Source organism: Vibrio qingdaonensis (genome assembly GCF_026191675.1).
In the GTDB taxonomy this organism is placed as follows: domain Bacteria; phylum Pseudomonadota; class Gammaproteobacteria; order Enterobacterales; family Vibrionaceae; genus Vibrio; species Vibrio qingdaonensis.
Genome location: NZ_JAKRRY010000014.1, coordinates 1 through 17,857, shown reverse-complemented (window position 1 = coordinate 17,857; position 17,857 = coordinate 1). Strand labels below are relative to the sequence as shown.

Here is a 17,857-nt window from a genome sequence, read left to right as displayed (position 1 = left end):
AAGAAAACCCAACCTAAACGTCGTTAGAACTACACATTAAAGCAGCCTGATGGCTGCTTTTTCTTACCTTACATTCTCTCTCTCTTACCTTAGCTAAAGCTCTTGCTAATTTTAGTAGATGCGTTGAAGTCTTAATTTCTAATTCCGATTGAATACCTAATAGCGCAATCCCTGCTAAGATTTGTTGTGGCCTAACTACTTGGCCTGTCGGCAGCTCCATGCTGTCATATAACATTTTAAACTGTTCCCAATCTTCACTAACGCTGAGTTCCCGACCTTTGGCCATTCTCATAAGCCTCTTGCATTCGGGGGGATTGGTTTTCCCCCACCCCAACCTGTGACGGCCCTGACAGTTTTAAAACACAGTTTAACGACCTCTTCCTTGGTCATTTGGCACTCTAACTCTCGAAAAATGTAATTCTTACTCATTTCGCGACACTTCACAGATAAAACCTCTAAATGCAAGAGGTTGAACTGAGTTAAGGATGTATGCACCATTAAATATAAGTGGACATAGTGCGCACCTAAACCAATACTTTGCTAGTGCGATGCTACTCACCGCACTAGCTCTTCACAAGTAGATTTTCCCCCCTAGTTGCTGATGGTTTACAATTTAGCAAAAGCACTGGCAAGGTTTTGTCCAGAAACGTGTCTGTGTGATCTATTTTACTTTGAATTTTAATTCGATTAATGATGGTTTATGGAAGGCCCCTAACGCGTGAACGGTATCAACCCACATCAGAATGTTACGTGGACTCACGCCAACATCACGAGTCAATAGGCAGCAGCAGCATCATGCTGATGCTGCTTGTACCGCCTGCGTAACATCTTGGTGACCTTACGCTATGCCTTCATAAAGTGCTCTTCTAAGGCTTCACTGTTAGCTTCTGAAAGTAGCGTCATAAACCAGTCAATATCGAGCTCCGAAAGGGTGGTTTTTACCACGAAGGCGCAGTGAAGCGATTGTGATGTCAGGTGTGCCTGTCTAAACCCAAGCGAAGCGTCACTCCCGTCCACCGATAGTGTTTTCTCTCCTTCTATATGCATGTAATCCGTGAGTGCTACGATCAACTGCATTGGGTTTTGCTGCGACGCAATCCGGTACAAATACCCATCGGCGACCTTTTGTTGCGCCCAATAGTCGATATTACTCAGGTTCAAAGCGTGTTGGCTAAAGAGCAGAGCTTCACACCGTTGTGGCCATGCAGATAGGGATACTGGCGTGTGTTTGAATTCAGGTTGACCAGAGTTAACGTCTGAGTTTGGCTCAATGAGCGAACAAGGTTTACCGTTGCTGGCGGTTGAGTTATTCCAATGTATCGGCATAAACAGCTGGTTTGGTGTCATAGCGGTAGAACAATGAACACGGGCTTGAATGGCTGTTTGGTTGTTGTTTATGCTGGCGATGTGCCCATGCTTAACGCCGAAGCGTTGCGCGGTATCGGGATGAACCGTGACATACGGCTCAGGTGAGTGGCTTGCTAGGCTGGTGGACAATCCGGTACGGCTCATGGTGTGCCAATGATCGCGAGCTCGCCCACTATTAAGGATCAGCGGTAAGTCAACAGAGGGGCTACTTTTTGGTGCCTGGTGGCGAACGGCAATAAATTGCGCCCGCTTGTTGGGTGTAAAAAATTGATTATCGCTAAATAAACGTTGGTTGACGATCTCAGATTGTCGCTCCGTGACAGGCCATTGCTGGGGGGACAATCGGCTATAGCCTTTATCATCAAGCGACGTGAGACCAATCAGGTTGAGGTCGCGTTGGCCTGCATCATTGCCGAGTGTTGTCATTGTGGCGTATTCGCTGAAAATTTGTCCTTCATGCAAATAATTAAACGCTGAGGCAAAGCCCATTTTTTTCGCCACCTGACTCATGACCCACCAATCTGGTTTTGCCAGCCCTGGGCTTGGCAGGAGGCGACGTTGGCGTGAAATCCGTCGCTCTGAATTCGTTACGGTACCTGATTTTTCACTCCAACCTTGGGAGGGGAGGATGACATCAGCGAACTGGGTCGTTTCCGTATCTTGGATGCAGTCCGACACGACGACAAACGGACACTGACGCAGTGCTGCTTGGATCTTTTGGCTATCAGGGAGGCTCACTACGGGATTGGTGGCTATGATCCATACCGCTTTAATTTTGCCAGATTCAATGGCATCAAACAGCTCAATGGCTTTTAATCCGGGCTTGGTGGCCAGTTGGCTGGTTTGCCAATAATCTTGAATAAGAGATTGGTGTTGTGGGTTATAAAACTCCATGTGACTGGCGAGGGTATTGGCAAGGCCGCCCACTTCTCGACCGCCCATTGCATTTGGCTGACCAGTAACAGAAAAGGGTCCTGCGCCAGGTTTGCCAATTTTCCCCGTCGCTAAGTGGCAGTTAAGTATGGCATTCACTTTGTCAGAGCCTTGGCTGGATTGATTCACGCCTTGAGAGTAGACGGTGACGACCTTTTCAGTCTTGGCAAATAATGTATAGAAACGCTCAAGCTTTTCTAAATCAAGCCCTGTTATCTCTTGGGTGTTTTTCTCCGTGTTAGCCATCTTCAGCGCGGCATCAAAACCGTCGGTATACGCATCGATATAGTCATAATTAAGGCTTTGATGAGTATAAAGATACGCCAATAAACCATTGAACAACGCCACATCGGAGCCAGAGTTAAGGGCTAGGTGCAGATCGGCGATCTCACAGGTGGCCGTTTCTCTTGGGTCAATAACGACAATGTTCATGGCTGGGTTTTGCTGTTTTGCGAGGCGAAGACGCTGAAATAACACAGGATGACACCACGCGAGATTTGAGCCCGTGATGATCACCAGTTCAGCCTGCTCTAGATCGTCGTAACAGATGGGAACCGTATCGGAGCCAAATGCCCGTTTATGGCCTACAACACTCGATGCCATACATAGCCGCGAGTTACTGTCGATATTACCGCTGCCTATGAAGCCTTTCATCAGCTTGTTTGCCACGTAGTAATCTTCGGTAAGCAGTTGTCCTGACACATAGAAGGCGACGGAGTCTGGGCCGTATTGATCAATGGTGCGGGTAAACTGTGTCGCGACATGTTCGGTGATGGTCTCCCAATCACTGATCGTGTCTACGTGTGTCTGATTAGCGATCTCGTTGCGATTCGTGGCTACTTTCGTCTGTGAACGGAAGAGTGGGTAACGTGCTCGTCCATCTTGAATCACCGTTTCACCTAGCGCAATACCTTTGCTACAAAGCTTGCCATAGTTTGATGGATGAGACTTATCCCCTCTTATTTCTAGCAATCCTTTCGCGGTAGGTCGTGCTTCTATTCCACATCCGACGCCACAATACGGGCATGTTGATTTAGTCCAACTACCATCATCCATAACTTTCCCTCTCAGTTCAGAGTTAATCCACTATATGTATAAGAGAGCAAGTTCCGCGCCATATCACCTTAAAGTGCTTCTTCAAGCATTTTTTAAAATAAACGTCATATAAATCAAATAGTAACCCATATACCACTAAAGTGGTATATGGGTGTTTTGGGTGAATTATTGGGATAAAGTTGAGTAGATGCACTGTTTTGGAGGTAAATGCACTAAAAGTGCTCAAAAATTGATGTTGGTTGTATTTTTGGTGACATGTTTCTTATTGGTGGTTTTGCGTGTTTTGTTTTTTAAATTGCTGTTTATTAGTGTTTTTTTAAATTACTTCCCCTCTTTTTTATGATGTTGGCACTGTCTTTGCTCCAGCCATAGTAGACAAAATGACAGTGAGTCATTGAATGATCATGGAGTGTTATATGAAAGGATTCAGCCATCACGCCACTGTTTCGCTGATTGGTGCAGGTCCGGGAGATCCCGACCTACTAACCATTAAAGCAATGAAAGCGATACAAGCCGCAGACACGATCATATTTGATAATTTGGTCAGCGAGCCGATTCGAGCGCTATTCCCGAGTACCGCAACGTTAATTTTTGTCGGCAAGCAAAAAGGTTGTCACAGTTCGACTCAAGATGAGATCAACCAAACATTATTAGAGCGAGTGAATAGTGGTGAGCGAATCTGCAGAGTTAAAGGAGGAGATTCGTTTGTGTTTGGTCGCGGTGGTGAAGAGATGTTGTGGCTTCGTCAACATGGTATTGACGTTGAGGTCATTCCCGGCATTACGGCGGCGTCGGGTTGCACAACGTATTCGCAAATCCCACTTACCCATCGTGGCTTAGCGCAGGGATGTACATTCATCACCGCGCATGCTGAACATGATTTAGACGTGCATTGGGATGCCTTAGCCAAATTAAATCAAACGCTGGTGATTTATATGGGATTGACTAAGACGCGGCTGATATCCGCGGCGCTTATTGACGCTGGCATGGACCCAAATACGCCAGTGGCATTGATTGAAAAAGGTTGCTGTCCTGAACAGCGCACGCTTATCGGAAAATTGGGCGAATTGGACTCACTTAAGCGACAGCATCAGGTGCAGTCGCCGGCCTTGATAGTGATTGGTCAGGTAGTGACGGTAGCAGAAAAAATGCAGTGGTTGGCGCAGCGCTCAATCAATGCGGTATCGAATGAGTCAGCAGTCGAGCAGGAACTGCGAAAATTAAAACTGACCGCTTAATATTATTAAAAGGAATGGATGATGAGTAAGCAGAGAATAGTTGTTGTTGGCAATGGAATGGTTGGCCACAAGTTTATTGATTCAATTATTTCGTCTGAAACGGCAGAGTTTCAGGTTATTACATTTTCAGAAGAGCCACGTTTGGCTTACGACCGAGTGCAGCTCACGAGTTATTTTGATGAAGGCAAAGGGGCCAGTGATCTGGCACTAACCGATGGCAATTACTACGAAGAAAACGGCATTCAGTTCGTACTCAATGACAAAGTAGTATCACTGGATACAGACGCTAAAACCGTTGTCACGCAAAGTGGTCGACGTGAAGTTTATGACAAGCTGGTATTAGCAACAGGGTCATTTCCGTTTGTGCCACCGATCCCTGGTAATGATCAGGCACATTGCCACGTTTATCGAACCATTGAAGATTTGGATGCCATTGAGGCATCAAGCAAGACGGGAAAAAGTGGCGTAGTGATTGGTGGTGGGTTGCTAGGTTTAGAGGCGGCAAATGCCGTTAAAAATTTAGGTTTAGAAACTCATGTTGTTGAATTTGCCCCTCGTTTAATGGCGGTGCAATTAGATGATGGTGGCGGTGCGTTACTGAAGCGAAAGATTGAAGATCTTGGCGTCACCGTTCATACCCAAAAAGCGACCACAGAGATTGTTGCTGGTAGCCATTCTCGCTATCGCATGAACTTCGCAGATGGTACTCACCTTGAAACGGATGTGATTGTTTTTTCCGCAGGCATCCGTCCACAAGATGAATTGGCAAGGCAGTCAAATATCGCCATTGGTGAGCGTGGTGGCATTGTGATCGACAACAACTGCCAGACCAATATCAAAGATGTCTATGCGGTAGGTGAATGTGCGTTATGGGATAATAAAATTTTTGGCTTAGTGGCTCCGGGCTACCAAATGGCAAAAGTAGCGGCGTCACAAATTTTGAGTGATGGCGAGTCGGATTCGTTATTTATTGGCGCGGACATGAGTACCAAGCTCAAGCTGTTGGGTGTAGATGTGGCAAGTATTGGCGAAGTGCATGGGCAAACACCGGGCGCGCAGTCTTACACGTATAATGACGAAATTGAACAAGTCTACAAACGCTTAATTGTCTCTGAAGATGGCAGTAAAATCGTTGGGGCGGTATTAGTTGGTGACGCGGACGCCTACGGGACGCTGTTGCAGCTTAAACAAAATGATATGCCATTACCAGAAAACCCATCCGTGCTGATTCTACCAAATGTCGCAGACGATAGCGCGACAGGACTTGGCGTGGATGCATTGCCAGATTCGGCCGTAATCTGTTCTTGTTTTGATGTGACTAAAGGGGACATCAAACAAGCGGTGGCAAGTGGTTGTAATACGATGGCCGCGCTAAAAGAGACAACGAATGCGTCTACGGGTTGTGGCGGTTGTTCCGCTCTTGCCAAACAAGTTCTAGACAGCGAATTACTTAACCTCGGTGTTGAAGTCAATAACGATATTTGTGAGCACTTTGCTTATTCGCGCCAAGAATTGAGCGACATTGTGCGCGTCAACCAAATCAAAACGTTTGATGATTTACTGGAAACGCACGGCAGTGGGCTTGGCTGCGAGATTTGTAAGCCGACCGTTGGCTCAATATTGGCGTCATTCTGGAATGACTACATTTTGGAAGAGCAGCATATGGAGCTGCAAGACACCAATGATATCTATCTTGGCAACATGCAAAAAGATGGCACTTATTCGGTTGTTCCCCGTATTGCTGGGGGGGAAATTACGCCAGACAAGCTAATTGTATTGGGGCAAGTGGCAAAAGAGTTTGATTTGTATACCAAGATAACCGGTGGCCAGCGTGTGGATTTGTTTGGCGCTCAATTAAACGAGCTGCCGCTGATTTGGAAGCGATTGGTCGATGCTGGCTTTGAAACGGGGCATGCTTACGGCAAATCCGTCAGAACCGTTAAATCGTGTGTGGGGAGTACATGGTGTCGATACGGCGTGGCAGACAGTGTGGGTTTAGCCATTGACCTTGAGAATCGTTATAAGGGGTTACGTTCACCCCATAAGCTTAAATTCGCAGTCTCAGGCTGTACCCGCGAATGTGCCGAAGCTCAGTCAAAAGATATTGGTGTGATTGCCTCAGATAAAGGCTGGAACTTATACGTATGTGGTAACGGTGGTATGCGCCCTCGTCACGCCGATTTATTGGCAACGGATCTCGATGAAGAAACCTTGATACGGTATATCGATCGTGTGTTGATGTTCTATATTCGCACCGCTGATCGTTTGCAACGTACTTCGGTGTGGTTAGAAAATTTAGAAGGAGGCATCGAGTACCTCAAACAAATTATCGTCGACGATAAGCTTAACCTAGCCGAGGAACTTGAAGCCGATATGGCCACCAACGTTGGAAAATATCAATGTGAATGGAAAACCACGCTTGAGAATCCAGAAAAACTAAAACGATTCCAACATTTTATCAATACTGATGAGCTAGATAGTACCTTGCAGTTTGTCAATATTCGTCAACAAAGATTCCCAACGAATAACAAGAAACAAGCGCTCATTCTAGAGCAGCGTATTGATGTGGTTGAAGTGTAACCATGATTATTACGTCATTAGCGAAGCGATTTTGATAGTTAAGGAGAACACGATGAGTCAGTGGTTAACCGTCTGCTCAACAGACGATCTGGTCCCGCACACGGGGGTGTGCGCCAGAGTGGAAGATAAACAAGTCGCGATTTTTTATTGCCAGCGTAGTGATGAGCTGTATGCGCTGTGTAATTACGATCCTTTTGGTCACGCCTATGTGATGTCTCGCGGCATTATGGGGTCATTTGAGGGGCAACCTTGTGTGGCATCGCCCCTTTATAAGCAACATTTTAATTTGCATACCGGTGTTTGTATTGAGGAGCCAGCGGTTACGCTCACGCGCTTTGATGTGAGAGTAAGTGGTAGCGAGGTTCAACTGAAATTACCAATTGCAGCTTAAGTTACCTATGGCGGCTTAAGTTATTAATAGCCGCTTAAGTTATCCATCACCGCTTAAGCTAGCTATCACAGCATCAGGCGACGTAATCGACTATTTATCAAGGAACTCTGGTTAGTTCGCTGACCAGTAAAAAGGATTTTATTATGGAAAACACTAAGTTCAATCTGTTTTCATTTTCTGGAAAAATGAAAACGCTCCATCTGAGTTGGATGGCCTTCTTTATTACCTTTGTGGTGTGGTTTAACTTTGCACCATTGCTGCAAATGGTGAAAACGTCACTGGGGTTATCGACTCAAGAAATAAAGACGTTATTGATTTTAAACGTCGCGCTTACCATTCCTGCTAGGGTGGTCATTGGCATGCTGACGGATAAGTATGGCCCAAGGCTGGTTTACTCCACTTTACTCGCGGTGTGCTCTATTCCGTGTTTTGTCTTCGCGCTGTCAGATTCGTTTATTCAAGCCGCGATAGCCCGTTTCTTGTTGGGCTTTATTGGTGCAGGGTTTGTTATTGGCATCCGATTGGTGTCGGAATGGTTCCCTCATGATGAGCTGGGTACCGCAGAAGGTATCTACGGTGGCTGGGGTAACTTTGGTTCGGCAGCGGCCGCATTTACGCTCCCGACGCTTGCTTTGATGTTTGGTGGCGAAGATGGCTGGCGTTACGCGGTGGCAATTACAGGTCTGATGAGCTTGTTGTTCTCTGTGGTTTTCTACCGCAGCGTGCAAGATACTCCGAAAGGCTCGACTTACTTTAGACCCAAGCACTTAACCGCGATGGAAGTGACGTCGAAAGGGGATTTCTTCTTTCTGTTGATTATGAAGATCCCTATGTATGCGGCACTGGCTTTACTCGCGTGGAAACTGTCGCCATCAAACATCGGCATGTTGAGTGAAACCGTAGTGAACGCGTTCTATCTTGGCTTGTTCGCTCTGTATGTGTACGAAGTATCTCAAGTATGGAAAGTGAATAAGTCGATATTTTCCAAGCCAGTTCCAGAGATGCACCAATACAAGTTTAAACAAGTTGCCGTTTTAAATGTGCTCTACTTTGCCACATTTGGTTCTGAACTTGCTGTGGTCTCTATGCTGCCGTTATTTTTCTTGGAAACGTTTGAATTAACGCCTGTTCTAGCCGGGATGGTCGCATCGGCTTATGCTTTCATGAATTTGATGTCTCGACCTGGTGGCGGCTGGATTTCAGATAAATTTGGTCGTAAATCGACGCTACTTATTCTTACGGCAGGGCTGGCGGGTGGTTACTTCATGATGGGGCAAGTCGACAGCGAATGGCCACTATGGTTAGCGGTATGTGCGGCGATGGCATGTTCGTTCTTTGTTCAGGCGGGTGAGGGGGCAGTGTTTGCTACGGTGCCACTTATCAAGCGTCGTATGACTGGACAGATTGCAGGTATGACTGGCGCGTATGGCAACGTCGGCGCAGTAGTGTATTTGACGGTATTGTCATTTGTTGATTACCAGACGTTCTTTTATGTCATTGCCGGAACCGCGGTTCTTGGTTTTGTCACGCTCATGTTTATGGAAGAGCCAAGTGGACAAATCGCTGAAGTGAATGAGGATGGCAGTGTGACACTGATTAATGTCTCTCATTAATTCGATATCGGGAGAGAGGGCATTGGCTCATGAGTTTATGAAATCATGTCCTCTCGTTCAAAGGCCTCGCTAGCACGAGGCTTTTGTTCGTATTGCAATTTTATATCCTTATTCAAACAATATCTTTAGCCAAATAATATCCTTAAGCAAATAAGGTTCTCGATACGGCGCGAAAATGATGGAGAAGCCCGATATGGAACATAAAAAGTCGCTATCACTGAGTTATGGTGGCGCATCTTTAACGGGGAAGCGGCAAGAAAACCAAGATGCATTTGTCGTGCGTCATCCTGAGGAAAAATCAGAGCAAGAACTTAAGGGGACCATTGCCTGTATCGCTGACGGTGTGAGTTGCAGTTCTCATGGACAAAAGGCTAGCCATACCAGTGTGATGCAATTTGTGTCTGATTACTATGCGACGCCAGACAGCTGGAGCGTCCAGCATTGTGCCAGCCAAGTGCTGAAATCACTCAATGCTTGGTTGTATGAGTCTGGCGCGAAAGAGGCACTTAGGCACAACGGTTTGGTGACGACATTTAGCAGTGCGATCTTTAAGTCCAATACCGCCCATATTTTTCATGTTGGTGATAGCCGCGTGTACCTATTTCGCGCGGGGGGATTACGCTTGCTGACTCGTGACCACCAAAGAATAAATGGCGGAAAAAATGCGTACTTGACCCGTGCTTTGGGCATGGATACAGCGCTTGAAGTTGACTACCAAACGATAGAATTACATACGGGTGACCAGTTCTTGTTCACCACCGATGGGGTGCATGATGTACTTGATGACAGCGCACTCTGTAAGGTGATGCAGGAGGCTCAGTCCGCTTCAGGGTTTGCGACGGATTTGGAGCACCAGGCGAATCAGCTGTGCCAGCAAGCAATCAAAGCGGGGGGACAAGATAACGCAACGTGTTTGTTTGTGTCGGTAGAGGCGTTGCCGCAATTAACGTTTTTAGAATTTCAACAGCAAACCCTTAACCGTGTATTACCGCCTGCGCTGAAGGTAAATAATCGCATAGACGATTACCGAGTGACTCGAGTCATACATTCGGGCAGTCGCAGTCACGTCTATGAAGTCATAGAAGAGGCCACCGAGCAACGTTATGTGCTTAAAGCGCCCTCCCAACATTACGCCGATGATACCGATACGCTGGTGTTTTTTAGTAATGAATACTGGGTGGGAAGTCGGGTGAATAATCATCGAATTATGAAAATCTATCCTCATACTGAGTCCTCCCCTTATCTCTATCATCTATGTGAGTGGATAGATGGAATAACACTGCGACAGTGGATGTATGACAATCCACAGCCAACATTGCAACAAGTGAGGACGATTATTGATGAACTGATCAAAGCCGTACGGGTGCTGCAGCGGCTAGATATGGTTCACCGAGACCTCAAACCTGAGAATGTGATGATAAGTGCTGATGGTACGATAAAAATTATCGATTTAGGGGCAGTATCGGTCAAAGGGCTGGAAGAAAGTCAACCAAAACAGAGTGTTGAAAATCCTCTGGGGGCGGCGAATTATATCGCTCCAGAATACTTATCTGGAGAGCCTGCAACAACCGTATCGGATTTGTTTTCCGTAGGAGTGATCAGCTATGAAATGCTATGTGGCGTACTGCCATATAAAGAAGTAACGGCGCTGTCCGTGCAGCAAGCCAGGCATCAAAAGTGGCAATATAGAAGCATGGCAGAACTAAGAGAGGATGTTCCGTTATGGTTCGAGTTAGCAATACAGAAAGCCTGCCACCCGCAAGCCACATCCCGCTACCAAGTGCTTGGAGAGTTTGTCACCGATATTACTTTGCCAAACGCTGCGCTTTTGAAGGCCGTAGAATCCAGACCCTTAATGAAAAAAAGTCCGGTACTGTTTTGGAAAGGTATCGCGGTGCTGTTTGCGCTTATCGCTTTTGTTGAGTTTTTGATACTCATAAAAGATTAATCGCGCGCCATCACGCGATAACGAGAGCGAGTAAACATCGTTATTTCATTTTACTCGCATCAGCTGGTGCTGAGTATGACCAAGTTCAAACACAAGAACTTGAGAACGTTTCATACCTTCCACTTGCTCGAGCATTGTGGACGAATACCCTTTGCGTTTCATCCACTCTAAGGAGGTGTTGAAGCCATCTTCATTAACCACGTAAGACTGATCTTTTAATAGCGATTCAGACACGTGAACCACCCAAATTCGTGAGCGGTACTCAACGGCATCGGCAAGTACAGCGAGTATTTTCTTAAACAATGACAATAATCCTAAACGTGAAACAGAGGCACAGCTTTGAGATTGTTACAAATTTCTTAAAGGGAAGATAGGCAAAGCTGTCGTTTTCGTCTTACGCTTAGGGAAAAGGAGTGACGTTTAGTGAGGCCACATAGGTATCGCCTATGAATAAAATCACTCATTCCGATTTAGCAAAATCGATAAACTAGACGACAATGAAAATAACAAAGTAAGTTATTGGGGATTAAGGAGAACATCATGGAATCTTTAAAAGTAAGAGATTATATGACTCAAAGAGCAATTACGTTTACCGTTGATATGCCATTGAGTGCCGCTTTAGATAAGGTGATGGAATCAAAGCATTTAGGTGGACCTGTCATTGATGAAAACGAAAAAGTCATTGGCTTTATTTCGGAGCAGGATCTTCTAGAGAAGTTGGTAAAGGTCACGTATCACTGTCAAGATACGCACACGGTGGGGGATTGTATGTACAAAGAAGTGCTATCCGTGACACCTGAGATGTCGATCATTGAACTCGCTGATATGATGAAAGTAGGAAAGCCTAAAGTATACCCAGTTATTGATCAGGGGCGTTTAGTTGGCATGATTTCTCGTCGTGATGTGCTTCAGGCGATTGGTAAGAATCTGAAAGAGTGCTTTAAGCATCCGGTGTAGATCATCTTGTTTTCAAATGAATAAATTGGTTTAGTAGGCGCGAGAGCGCCTTATTTTTTGGTAACGGGATACAAAGGATTGTAATGACAGAGCCATCAGCCAAGTTTCTCGAAGGATCGACCATGCGCCATATCTTAGTGATGTCGGGTGCAGGTTCTATTGGGTTAATGTCGTTATTTGTTGTTGACCTGCTCGATATGTTATTCATTAGTATGTTGGGACAAGTTGAGCTCGCCGCCGCGGTGGGGTTCGCTGGCACGTTAACGTTTTTCGCCACATCCGTCTCTATCGGCACGTCAATAGCCATGGGCGCACTGATGTCGAAAGCGATTGGTGCTAAAAATACCGCTTATGCTAAGCAAATAGGCAGTAGTGTCTTAGTCATTGCTTTTGTCATTAGTGCCATTATTACGGCGATAATGTGTGCGTATATTCCCGAACTACTGACCGCTATAGGGGCGGAAGGGCGCGCCCATGAAAGGGCAGAAGCGTATTTATGGATCATCATGCCAAGTAGCCCTTTGATTGCGCTTGGTATGGCAAGTGGTGCGGGTCTGCGCGCTGCGGGTGACGCTAAGCGTTCCATGTGGGCAACGCTCTATGGTGGAATCGTCAATGCAATCTTAGATCCATTGTTCATTTTTGGTTTTGGTTGGAACGTTGAAGGTGCAGCGATTGCATCGGTGATTGCACGTTTTACGGTGTTCTATTTCTCGTTCATGCCTTTACTGCAAGTGCATAAATTGCTCTCCGCGCCGCAAATTAATCAAGTAATCAAAAATAGCCGAGTCATATTAGCCATCGCGTTACCAGCGATCATTGCCAATACGGCAACCCCTATAGGTAATGCGATTGTGACCACGTCTATCGCACAATTTGGTGAAGACTTTGTTGCCGGTTATGCGGTAATTGGTCGTCTGATACCGGTTTGTTTTGCGGTTATTTTTGCTTTATCTGGTGCGGTAGGTCCAATTATCGGACAAAACTTTGGCGCGCTTAGAATTGATAGGGTAGAAGAAACCCTACGTAACTCATTGATTGTTACCACTACTTACACGATCGTGGTCTGCCTCGTTCTTTACCTTGTCAAAGATTATGTCATCGCGGCTTTCTCTTTGACGGGGGACGCTGCCCTAATCGTGGTGACGTTTGCCACTTATGTCGCGATCACGTTTATTTTTAATGGTGCGTTATTTGTGGCGAATACTTCTTTTAATAACCTGGGTCGGCCACTTTATTCAACCGCATTGAATCTGGGGAAAGCGACGGCGGGTACTCTGCCGTTTGTTTATCTAGGGGCACATTGGTTTGGTGCATTGGGCGTTCTCTATGGGCAAGCCATTGGTAACATCGTGTTTGGCGTGTTGGGGCTGATTGTTCTTAAGTATCATATTGTGGAACTGAGAAGAACGGGACAATGCCAACAAGACAAAGATCCGAGTTTGACCAGTGTTAACTCCCAGCCATTCTGTACTCATGATGCGGTCTTAATTGAAGATGTAGCGAAAAATAAACAAGGCACGTCACCGGTTTCGATGATCGACTAATTAATCCTTGACCTTGGAGTTAGCTCCAAGGTTTAAACTTGTATTAACAGATACAGGTTTATGTCAATCAAGGAGATCCTCATGTGTAATAAACATGATGCATGCCGTACTCAAAAAATTAATGCCATTCGCCCAGTGGGGACAAGTTGCAGCGCGCCGACAATCGCGGCGATTTCAGCTAATGAAGAGAGCTCATCAGGTTGTTGCTCGACACAAGGTGAGTGCAGCGCGAGTGAACCAGAGGAACCTCATGTTAGTGAGGGAAATCTAGAAACAAATCCGTCTATGCATTCTTGGAAAGTGATTGGAATGGATTGCCCATCTTGTGCTCGCAAGGTGGAATCGGCAATGAGTAAAATTCCAGGTATTGTGAGTGCAAAGGTGCTTTTTGCCACAGAGAAGCTGGTGGTTCGAGTCAATGACCCAGCGTTGGTGTCAGAAGTTGAATCTGCGGTACTGAAAGTCGGTTTTACATTACAGTCGCTCAATGGTGGCTCATCACCCCATACCGTTCAACAACCTATGCCGTCAGGCTGGCGTAAAACCGTATCAGAAAATGCCCATATTTTAGCCATTTCATCTGGAATGCTCATTGCGGCGTTAAGTCGATCTTCTTTTCCTCAATTGAGTGAATGGCTGTTTGTTCTCACCTGCTTGTTAGGGTTAATGCCTATTACGAAGAAAGCGTTTCAGCTAGCAAAGTCAGGCACTCCCTTTGCGATTGAAACACTCATGAGTGTAGCTGCCATAGGGGCACTGTATTTGGGAGAGACAGTAGAAGCCGGCATGGTTTTGTTACTGTTCTTGATTGGCGAACGTCTTGAATCATTTGCAGCATCGAAAGCAAGAAGTGGCGTACAGGCCTTAATGTCATTAGTGCCCGAAGATGCGACCGTTGTGATAGATGGGGTACGTTCAAAGAAAAGTGCCTCAGAGTTACAGCCTGGCGATATGATTGAAGTCGCACCGGGTGACAGGTTACCAGCTGATGGTGAATTGGTTTCGACTAGTGCTAGCTTCGATGAAAGTGCATTAACCGGTGAGTCTTTGCCTGTTGAACGCCTAATTGGCGACAATGTGATGGCCGGTGCTGTGTTGACTGACAAGGTGGTCATATTAAAAGTCACCTCGAAACAAGGTGAAAATGCGATTGACCGGATCTTACATCTCATTGAAGAAGCGGAATCTCGTAAAGCGCCGATTGAACGATTTTTAGATAAATTTAGCCGCTGGTATACGCCGCTTATGATGTTAGTGTCTCTTGCCGTCATCATTACGCCACCGTTGTTGTTTGCCCAGCCATGGGAAACGTGGGTATACCGTGGATTGGCGCTGTTATTGATTGCTTGTCCATGTGCTCTGGTGATCTCCACCCCTGCTGCCATTACGTCTGGTTTAGCCGCGGCAACGCGACGTGGCGCTCTCATTAAAGGTGGTGCCGCGTTAGAGCAACTGGGGAATGTAAAAGCTATCGCCTTTGATAAGACGGGCACATTGACGCTTGGTCGACCTCATGTAACGGATACGATAGCACTAATGAACTTTACGCAGGAAGAGCTACTTAAGGTTGCCGCTGCTATTGAATCGGGTTCTAACCATCCACTTGCGACGTCGTTGGTACGTTATGTTGAAGACAAAGGTCTATCGATTCCAGAAGCCACGGAAAAGAGAGCATTGGTGGGGGTTGGTATTGAAGGGATTGTTCATGAGCGGCATTACGCGTTGCTTGCGCCAAGTAAAGTGACGTTCGAACTTACCGCCGATACGCAGTCACAGATCGCCCTGCTGGAAGATCAAGGCAAAACAGTGGTAGTACTCACCAACCAAAGCACGACTTCAATGAATGAAGGACAGGAACTTGGTCTTATTGCTTGGCGAGATGAAGTAAGGGCTGACGCGGCTGAAGCAGTAGAAAAGTTGGCTAAACTGGGTATTAATACCATCATGCTAACGGGTGATAATGCTCGCAGCGCCCACGCGATTGCCACGCCATTGGGTATGGACTACAAAGCGAGTTTGTTACCTGCCGATAAAGTCGCCTATGTCAATGAGCTGGCTCAGCACCAACGAGTTGCCATGGTCGGCGACGGCATTAATGACGCCCCGGCGATGAAAGCGGCAAACATAGGTATTGCGATGGGAGGGGGAACCGATGTCGCATTAGAAACAGCGGATGCGGCGTTGACTCACAATCGTTTAGCGGAACTTCCAGTGATGGTTGAGCTGTCTAGAGCCACGCTTAATAACATCAAACAGAACGTGACATTAGCATTAGGGCTAAAAGCGGTGTTTTTGGTGACAACCTTGCTTGGGATGACGGGTCTTTGGGTTGCAGTGCTTGCTGACAGTGGTGCGACAGCCATCGTGACCTTAAACGCATTACGTCTACTTAGACATAAATCTAAATTAGACTAAGCTAAGTAGATAATTATGGTGATGCCCATCTCATTGTGAGGTGGGCGTTTAGTTTTTATGCTAATTATTGGTTGGTGCTCTAAAAAGTGTGATGCCAAACGATTTAATTTGTAATTCAATGCAATTACCTTTCCTAAAGTGTGATCTGTGGGCAGAAAGGCTCACGGTTATCTTATAAGCTTGATCCCATAACTAAGAAATAAGAGGAACCACCCTATGTCCCAAGCTGTTTTCCATTTAGGCGTAAACCAAGATGATCTTCAAGGTGCAACTTTAGCGATTATCCCTGGCGATCCTGCTCGCGTACAAAAAATCGCAGAGTTGATGGATGAGCCTGAGTTTTTGGCCAGCCAACGTGAGTACACGGTGTATCGTGCTAAGTTAGACGGTAAGACAGTGGTCGTATGCTCTACTGGTATCGGTGGTCCTTCGACGTCTATTGCGGTTGAAGAATTAGCGCAACTTGGTGTGCGTACTTTCCTTCGCGTAGGGACAACAGGCGCGATTCAACCAGATGTGAATGTGGGTGATATGATCGTAACAACAGGGTCAGTTCGTCTTGATGGCGCAAGCTTACATTTTGCCCCAATGGAATTCCCTGCGGTTGCTGATTTTGATGTAGCAACGGCAATGAAACAAGCCGCTATTGAAGCTGGCTCTACGGTACATACTGGTGTCACGGCTTCAAGTGATACGTTCTACCCAGGTCAAGAGCGCTATGATACGTTTTCTGGACGTGTTGTTCGTCGTTTCCAAGGCTCTATGGATGAATGGCAACAAATGGGTGTGCTTAACTTTGAAATGGAGTCGGCAACCTTGTTGACCATGTGTGCAAGCTCAGGTCTGAAAGCGGGTTGTGTGGCAGGTGTGATCATCAATCGTACGCAAAAAGAAACGCCAGACCATGACACGTTGAAGAAAGCCGAAACGCGTTCAATTAAGATTGTGGTTGAAGCGGCGCGTAAGCTGATTTAGTACTTGAGTTAAAGAAAAAATATTAATGAAGAACCTCCGCTGTGGAGGTTTTTTTTGGTCAGAAATACTAGGTATAAAAAAGCCTCTCATTTGAGAGGCTTTTATCAATCAGAGAGTTAGAAGATTAAGCTTTCGCTGTGTTCTTTTTCTCGATTTCAGCTTTTGCTTTCTTGAAACGCTCAGGAAGGATTTGCGTAGCAAATACATCTTCAACCGTTTCAGCACGCTTGATTAGTTCAGCTTCGCCGTCTTTAACCAGTACCGTTGCAGGACGTGGAAGAGAGTTGAACTGGCTCGCTTGAGATTCTGCGTAGTGACCCACATCCATGATAGCTAGTACGTCGTTAGGTACTAGAGCTGGCATAGTTGCGCCGCTTTCCCAGATTGATGGGATACAGATAGGACCCGCGATTTCAGTGGTTTTACCAACGAGAGGTTGAGTCATCTTGTTCGCAGGAAGTACCGGGTTCTTAGACTCTTGAGATTCCACTAGCGTTGCTAGGTAAGTAGACGCGTCCACCATGGTGTACGTGTAATCCATCTCTTGGTCATCTTTCACTACGTAAACAGAAGTCAGTAGCGTACCGATGTTACCTGCAATGTAACGGCCAGGTTCTAGCCACAATTGTGGGATCTCGAAACCTTCTTTGTTGAACTCTTCTAACATACCAGTACATACGATTTTCGCGTAGTCTTCGATAGTGTTTGAGTTCATCATGTGCTCTTTGCTACGACACTCTGGCTCACGCTCACGTGGCCAACCGCCGCCTAGATCAACTTGGAAAGGTTGTACGCCACACTCACGAGAGATTTCGATAACGTTGCGTGCGTATTCG

General features: G+C 46.2%; 12 protein-coding genes and 1 pseudogene. 9 read left to right on the top strand and 4 right to left on the bottom strand.

Annotated features, from left to right (window positions below):
- Window positions 1-13: 13 nt before the first annotated feature.
- A pseudogene (locus tag MD535_RS11860) lies at window positions 14-444 on the bottom strand (regulator).
- Window positions 445-843: 399 nt separating this feature from the next.
- A complete protein-coding gene (locus MD535_RS11855) occupies window positions 844-3,357 on the bottom strand; it encodes a molybdopterin oxidoreductase family protein (protein ID WP_265675236.1) in 2,514 nt (837 codons plus the stop codon).
- A gap of 416 nt (window positions 3,358-3,773) precedes the next feature.
- On the opposite strand from MD535_RS11855, the gene cobA reads away from it, so the two are divergent.
- The 5 genes from cobA (at window position 3,774) to MD535_RS11830 (ending at window position 11,127) form a co-directional block, all read left to right on the top strand.
- Window positions 3,774-4,595 (top strand): uroporphyrinogen-III C-methyltransferase, encoded by an 822-nt coding sequence (cobA, locus tag MD535_RS11850; protein WP_265675235.1) that lies wholly within the window; start codon window positions 3,774-3,776, stop codon window positions 4,593-4,595.
- Window positions 4,596-4,616: 21 nt separating this feature from the next.
- Entirely contained in the window at window positions 4,617-7,175 is a 2,559-nt protein-coding gene (gene nirB, locus MD535_RS11845; RefSeq protein WP_265675313.1) for a nitrite reductase large subunit NirB, read from the top strand.
- A 52-nt stretch (window positions 7,176-7,227) separates the two neighbouring features.
- The gene (gene nirD, locus MD535_RS11840) at window positions 7,228-7,566 is read left to right on the top strand and encodes a nitrite reductase small subunit NirD (protein WP_265675234.1); all 339 of its coding nucleotides are present in this window, start codon (window positions 7,228-7,230) and stop codon (window positions 7,564-7,566) included.
- A gap of 143 nt (window positions 7,567-7,709) precedes the next feature.
- Window positions 7,710-9,179, top strand: coding sequence for a NarK family nitrate/nitrite MFS transporter (locus MD535_RS11835; protein WP_265675233.1), 1,470 nt, complete (start codon window positions 7,710-7,712; stop codon window positions 9,177-9,179).
- A 193-nt stretch (window positions 9,180-9,372) separates the two neighbouring features.
- Window positions 9,373-11,127, top strand: coding sequence for a bifunctional protein-serine/threonine kinase/phosphatase (locus MD535_RS11830; RefSeq protein ID WP_265675232.1), 1,755 nt, complete (start codon window positions 9,373-9,375; stop codon window positions 11,125-11,127).
- Between the two features lie 45 nt (window positions 11,128-11,172).
- Here the strand turns inward: MD535_RS11830 and MD535_RS11825 are convergent, their stop codons facing one another.
- On the bottom strand, window positions 11,173-11,430 hold the full coding sequence (locus MD535_RS11825) for a hypothetical protein (RefSeq protein WP_265675231.1): 258 nt from the start codon (window positions 11,428-11,430) through the stop codon (window positions 11,173-11,175).
- Window positions 11,431-11,667: 237 nt separating this feature from the next.
- Here MD535_RS11825 and MD535_RS11820 point away from each other — a divergent pair, with 237 nt between their 5' ends.
- From MD535_RS11820 to udp, 4 genes are all read left to right on the top strand, one after another.
- On the top strand, window positions 11,668-12,084 hold the full coding sequence (locus MD535_RS11820) for a CBS domain-containing protein (RefSeq protein WP_265675230.1): 417 nt from the start codon (window positions 11,668-11,670) through the stop codon (window positions 12,082-12,084).
- An 83-nt stretch (window positions 12,085-12,167) separates the two neighbouring features.
- Complete coding sequence (locus MD535_RS11815; protein WP_265675228.1) at window positions 12,168-13,631, top strand: MATE family efflux transporter; 1,464 nt, start codon at window positions 12,168-12,170, stop codon at window positions 13,629-13,631.
- 81 nt (window positions 13,632-13,712) lie between these two features.
- Window positions 13,713-16,046: a zinc/cadmium/mercury/lead-transporting ATPase gene (locus MD535_RS11810; RefSeq protein WP_265675226.1), complete on the top strand. Its 2,334-nt coding sequence runs from the start codon at window positions 13,713-13,715 to the stop codon at window positions 16,044-16,046.
- A gap of 216 nt (window positions 16,047-16,262) precedes the next feature.
- Window positions 16,263-17,021 (top strand): uridine phosphorylase, encoded by a 759-nt coding sequence (udp, locus tag MD535_RS11805; protein WP_265675225.1) that lies wholly within the window; start codon window positions 16,263-16,265, stop codon window positions 17,019-17,021.
- A 124-nt stretch (window positions 17,022-17,145) separates the two neighbouring features.
- Here the strand turns inward: udp and MD535_RS11800 are convergent.
- Window positions 17,146-17,857 (bottom strand): diaminopimelate decarboxylase family protein (locus MD535_RS11800; RefSeq protein WP_390902926.1); only part of this gene is annotated, 712 nt, incomplete at its 5' end.

What these genes read in the sequence shown, in the direction of transcription:
- udp (WP_265675225.1), top strand. Translation starts at nt 16,263, where the DNA reads ATGTCCCAAGCTGTTTTCCATTTAGGCGTAAACCAAGATGATCTTCAA.
- nirD (WP_265675234.1), top strand. Translation starts at nt 7,228, where the DNA reads ATGAGTCAGTGGTTAACCGTCTGCTCAACAGACGATCTGGTCCCGCAC.
- cobA (WP_265675235.1), top strand. Translation starts at nt 3,774, where the DNA reads ATGAAAGGATTCAGCCATCACGCCACTGTTTCGCTGATTGGTGCAGGT.
- MD535_RS11835 (WP_265675233.1), top strand. Translation starts at nt 7,710, where the DNA reads ATGGAAAACACTAAGTTCAATCTGTTTTCATTTTCTGGAAAAATGAAA.
- MD535_RS11830 (WP_265675232.1), top strand. Translation starts at nt 9,373, where the DNA reads ATGGAACATAAAAAGTCGCTATCACTGAGTTATGGTGGCGCATCTTTA.
- MD535_RS11820 (WP_265675230.1), top strand. Translation starts at nt 11,668, where the DNA reads ATGGAATCTTTAAAAGTAAGAGATTATATGACTCAAAGAGCAATTACG.
- nirB (WP_265675313.1), top strand. Translation starts at nt 4,617, where the DNA reads ATGAGTAAGCAGAGAATAGTTGTTGTTGGCAATGGAATGGTTGGCCAC.
- MD535_RS11815 (WP_265675228.1), top strand. Translation starts at nt 12,168, where the DNA reads ATGACAGAGCCATCAGCCAAGTTTCTCGAAGGATCGACCATGCGCCAT.
- MD535_RS11855 (WP_265675236.1), bottom strand. Translation starts at nt 3,357, where the DNA reads ATGGATGATGGTAGTTGGACTAAATCAACATGCCCGTATTGTGGCGTC.
- MD535_RS11810 (WP_265675226.1), top strand. Translation starts at nt 13,713, where the DNA reads ATGTGTAATAAACATGATGCATGCCGTACTCAAAAAATTAATGCCATT.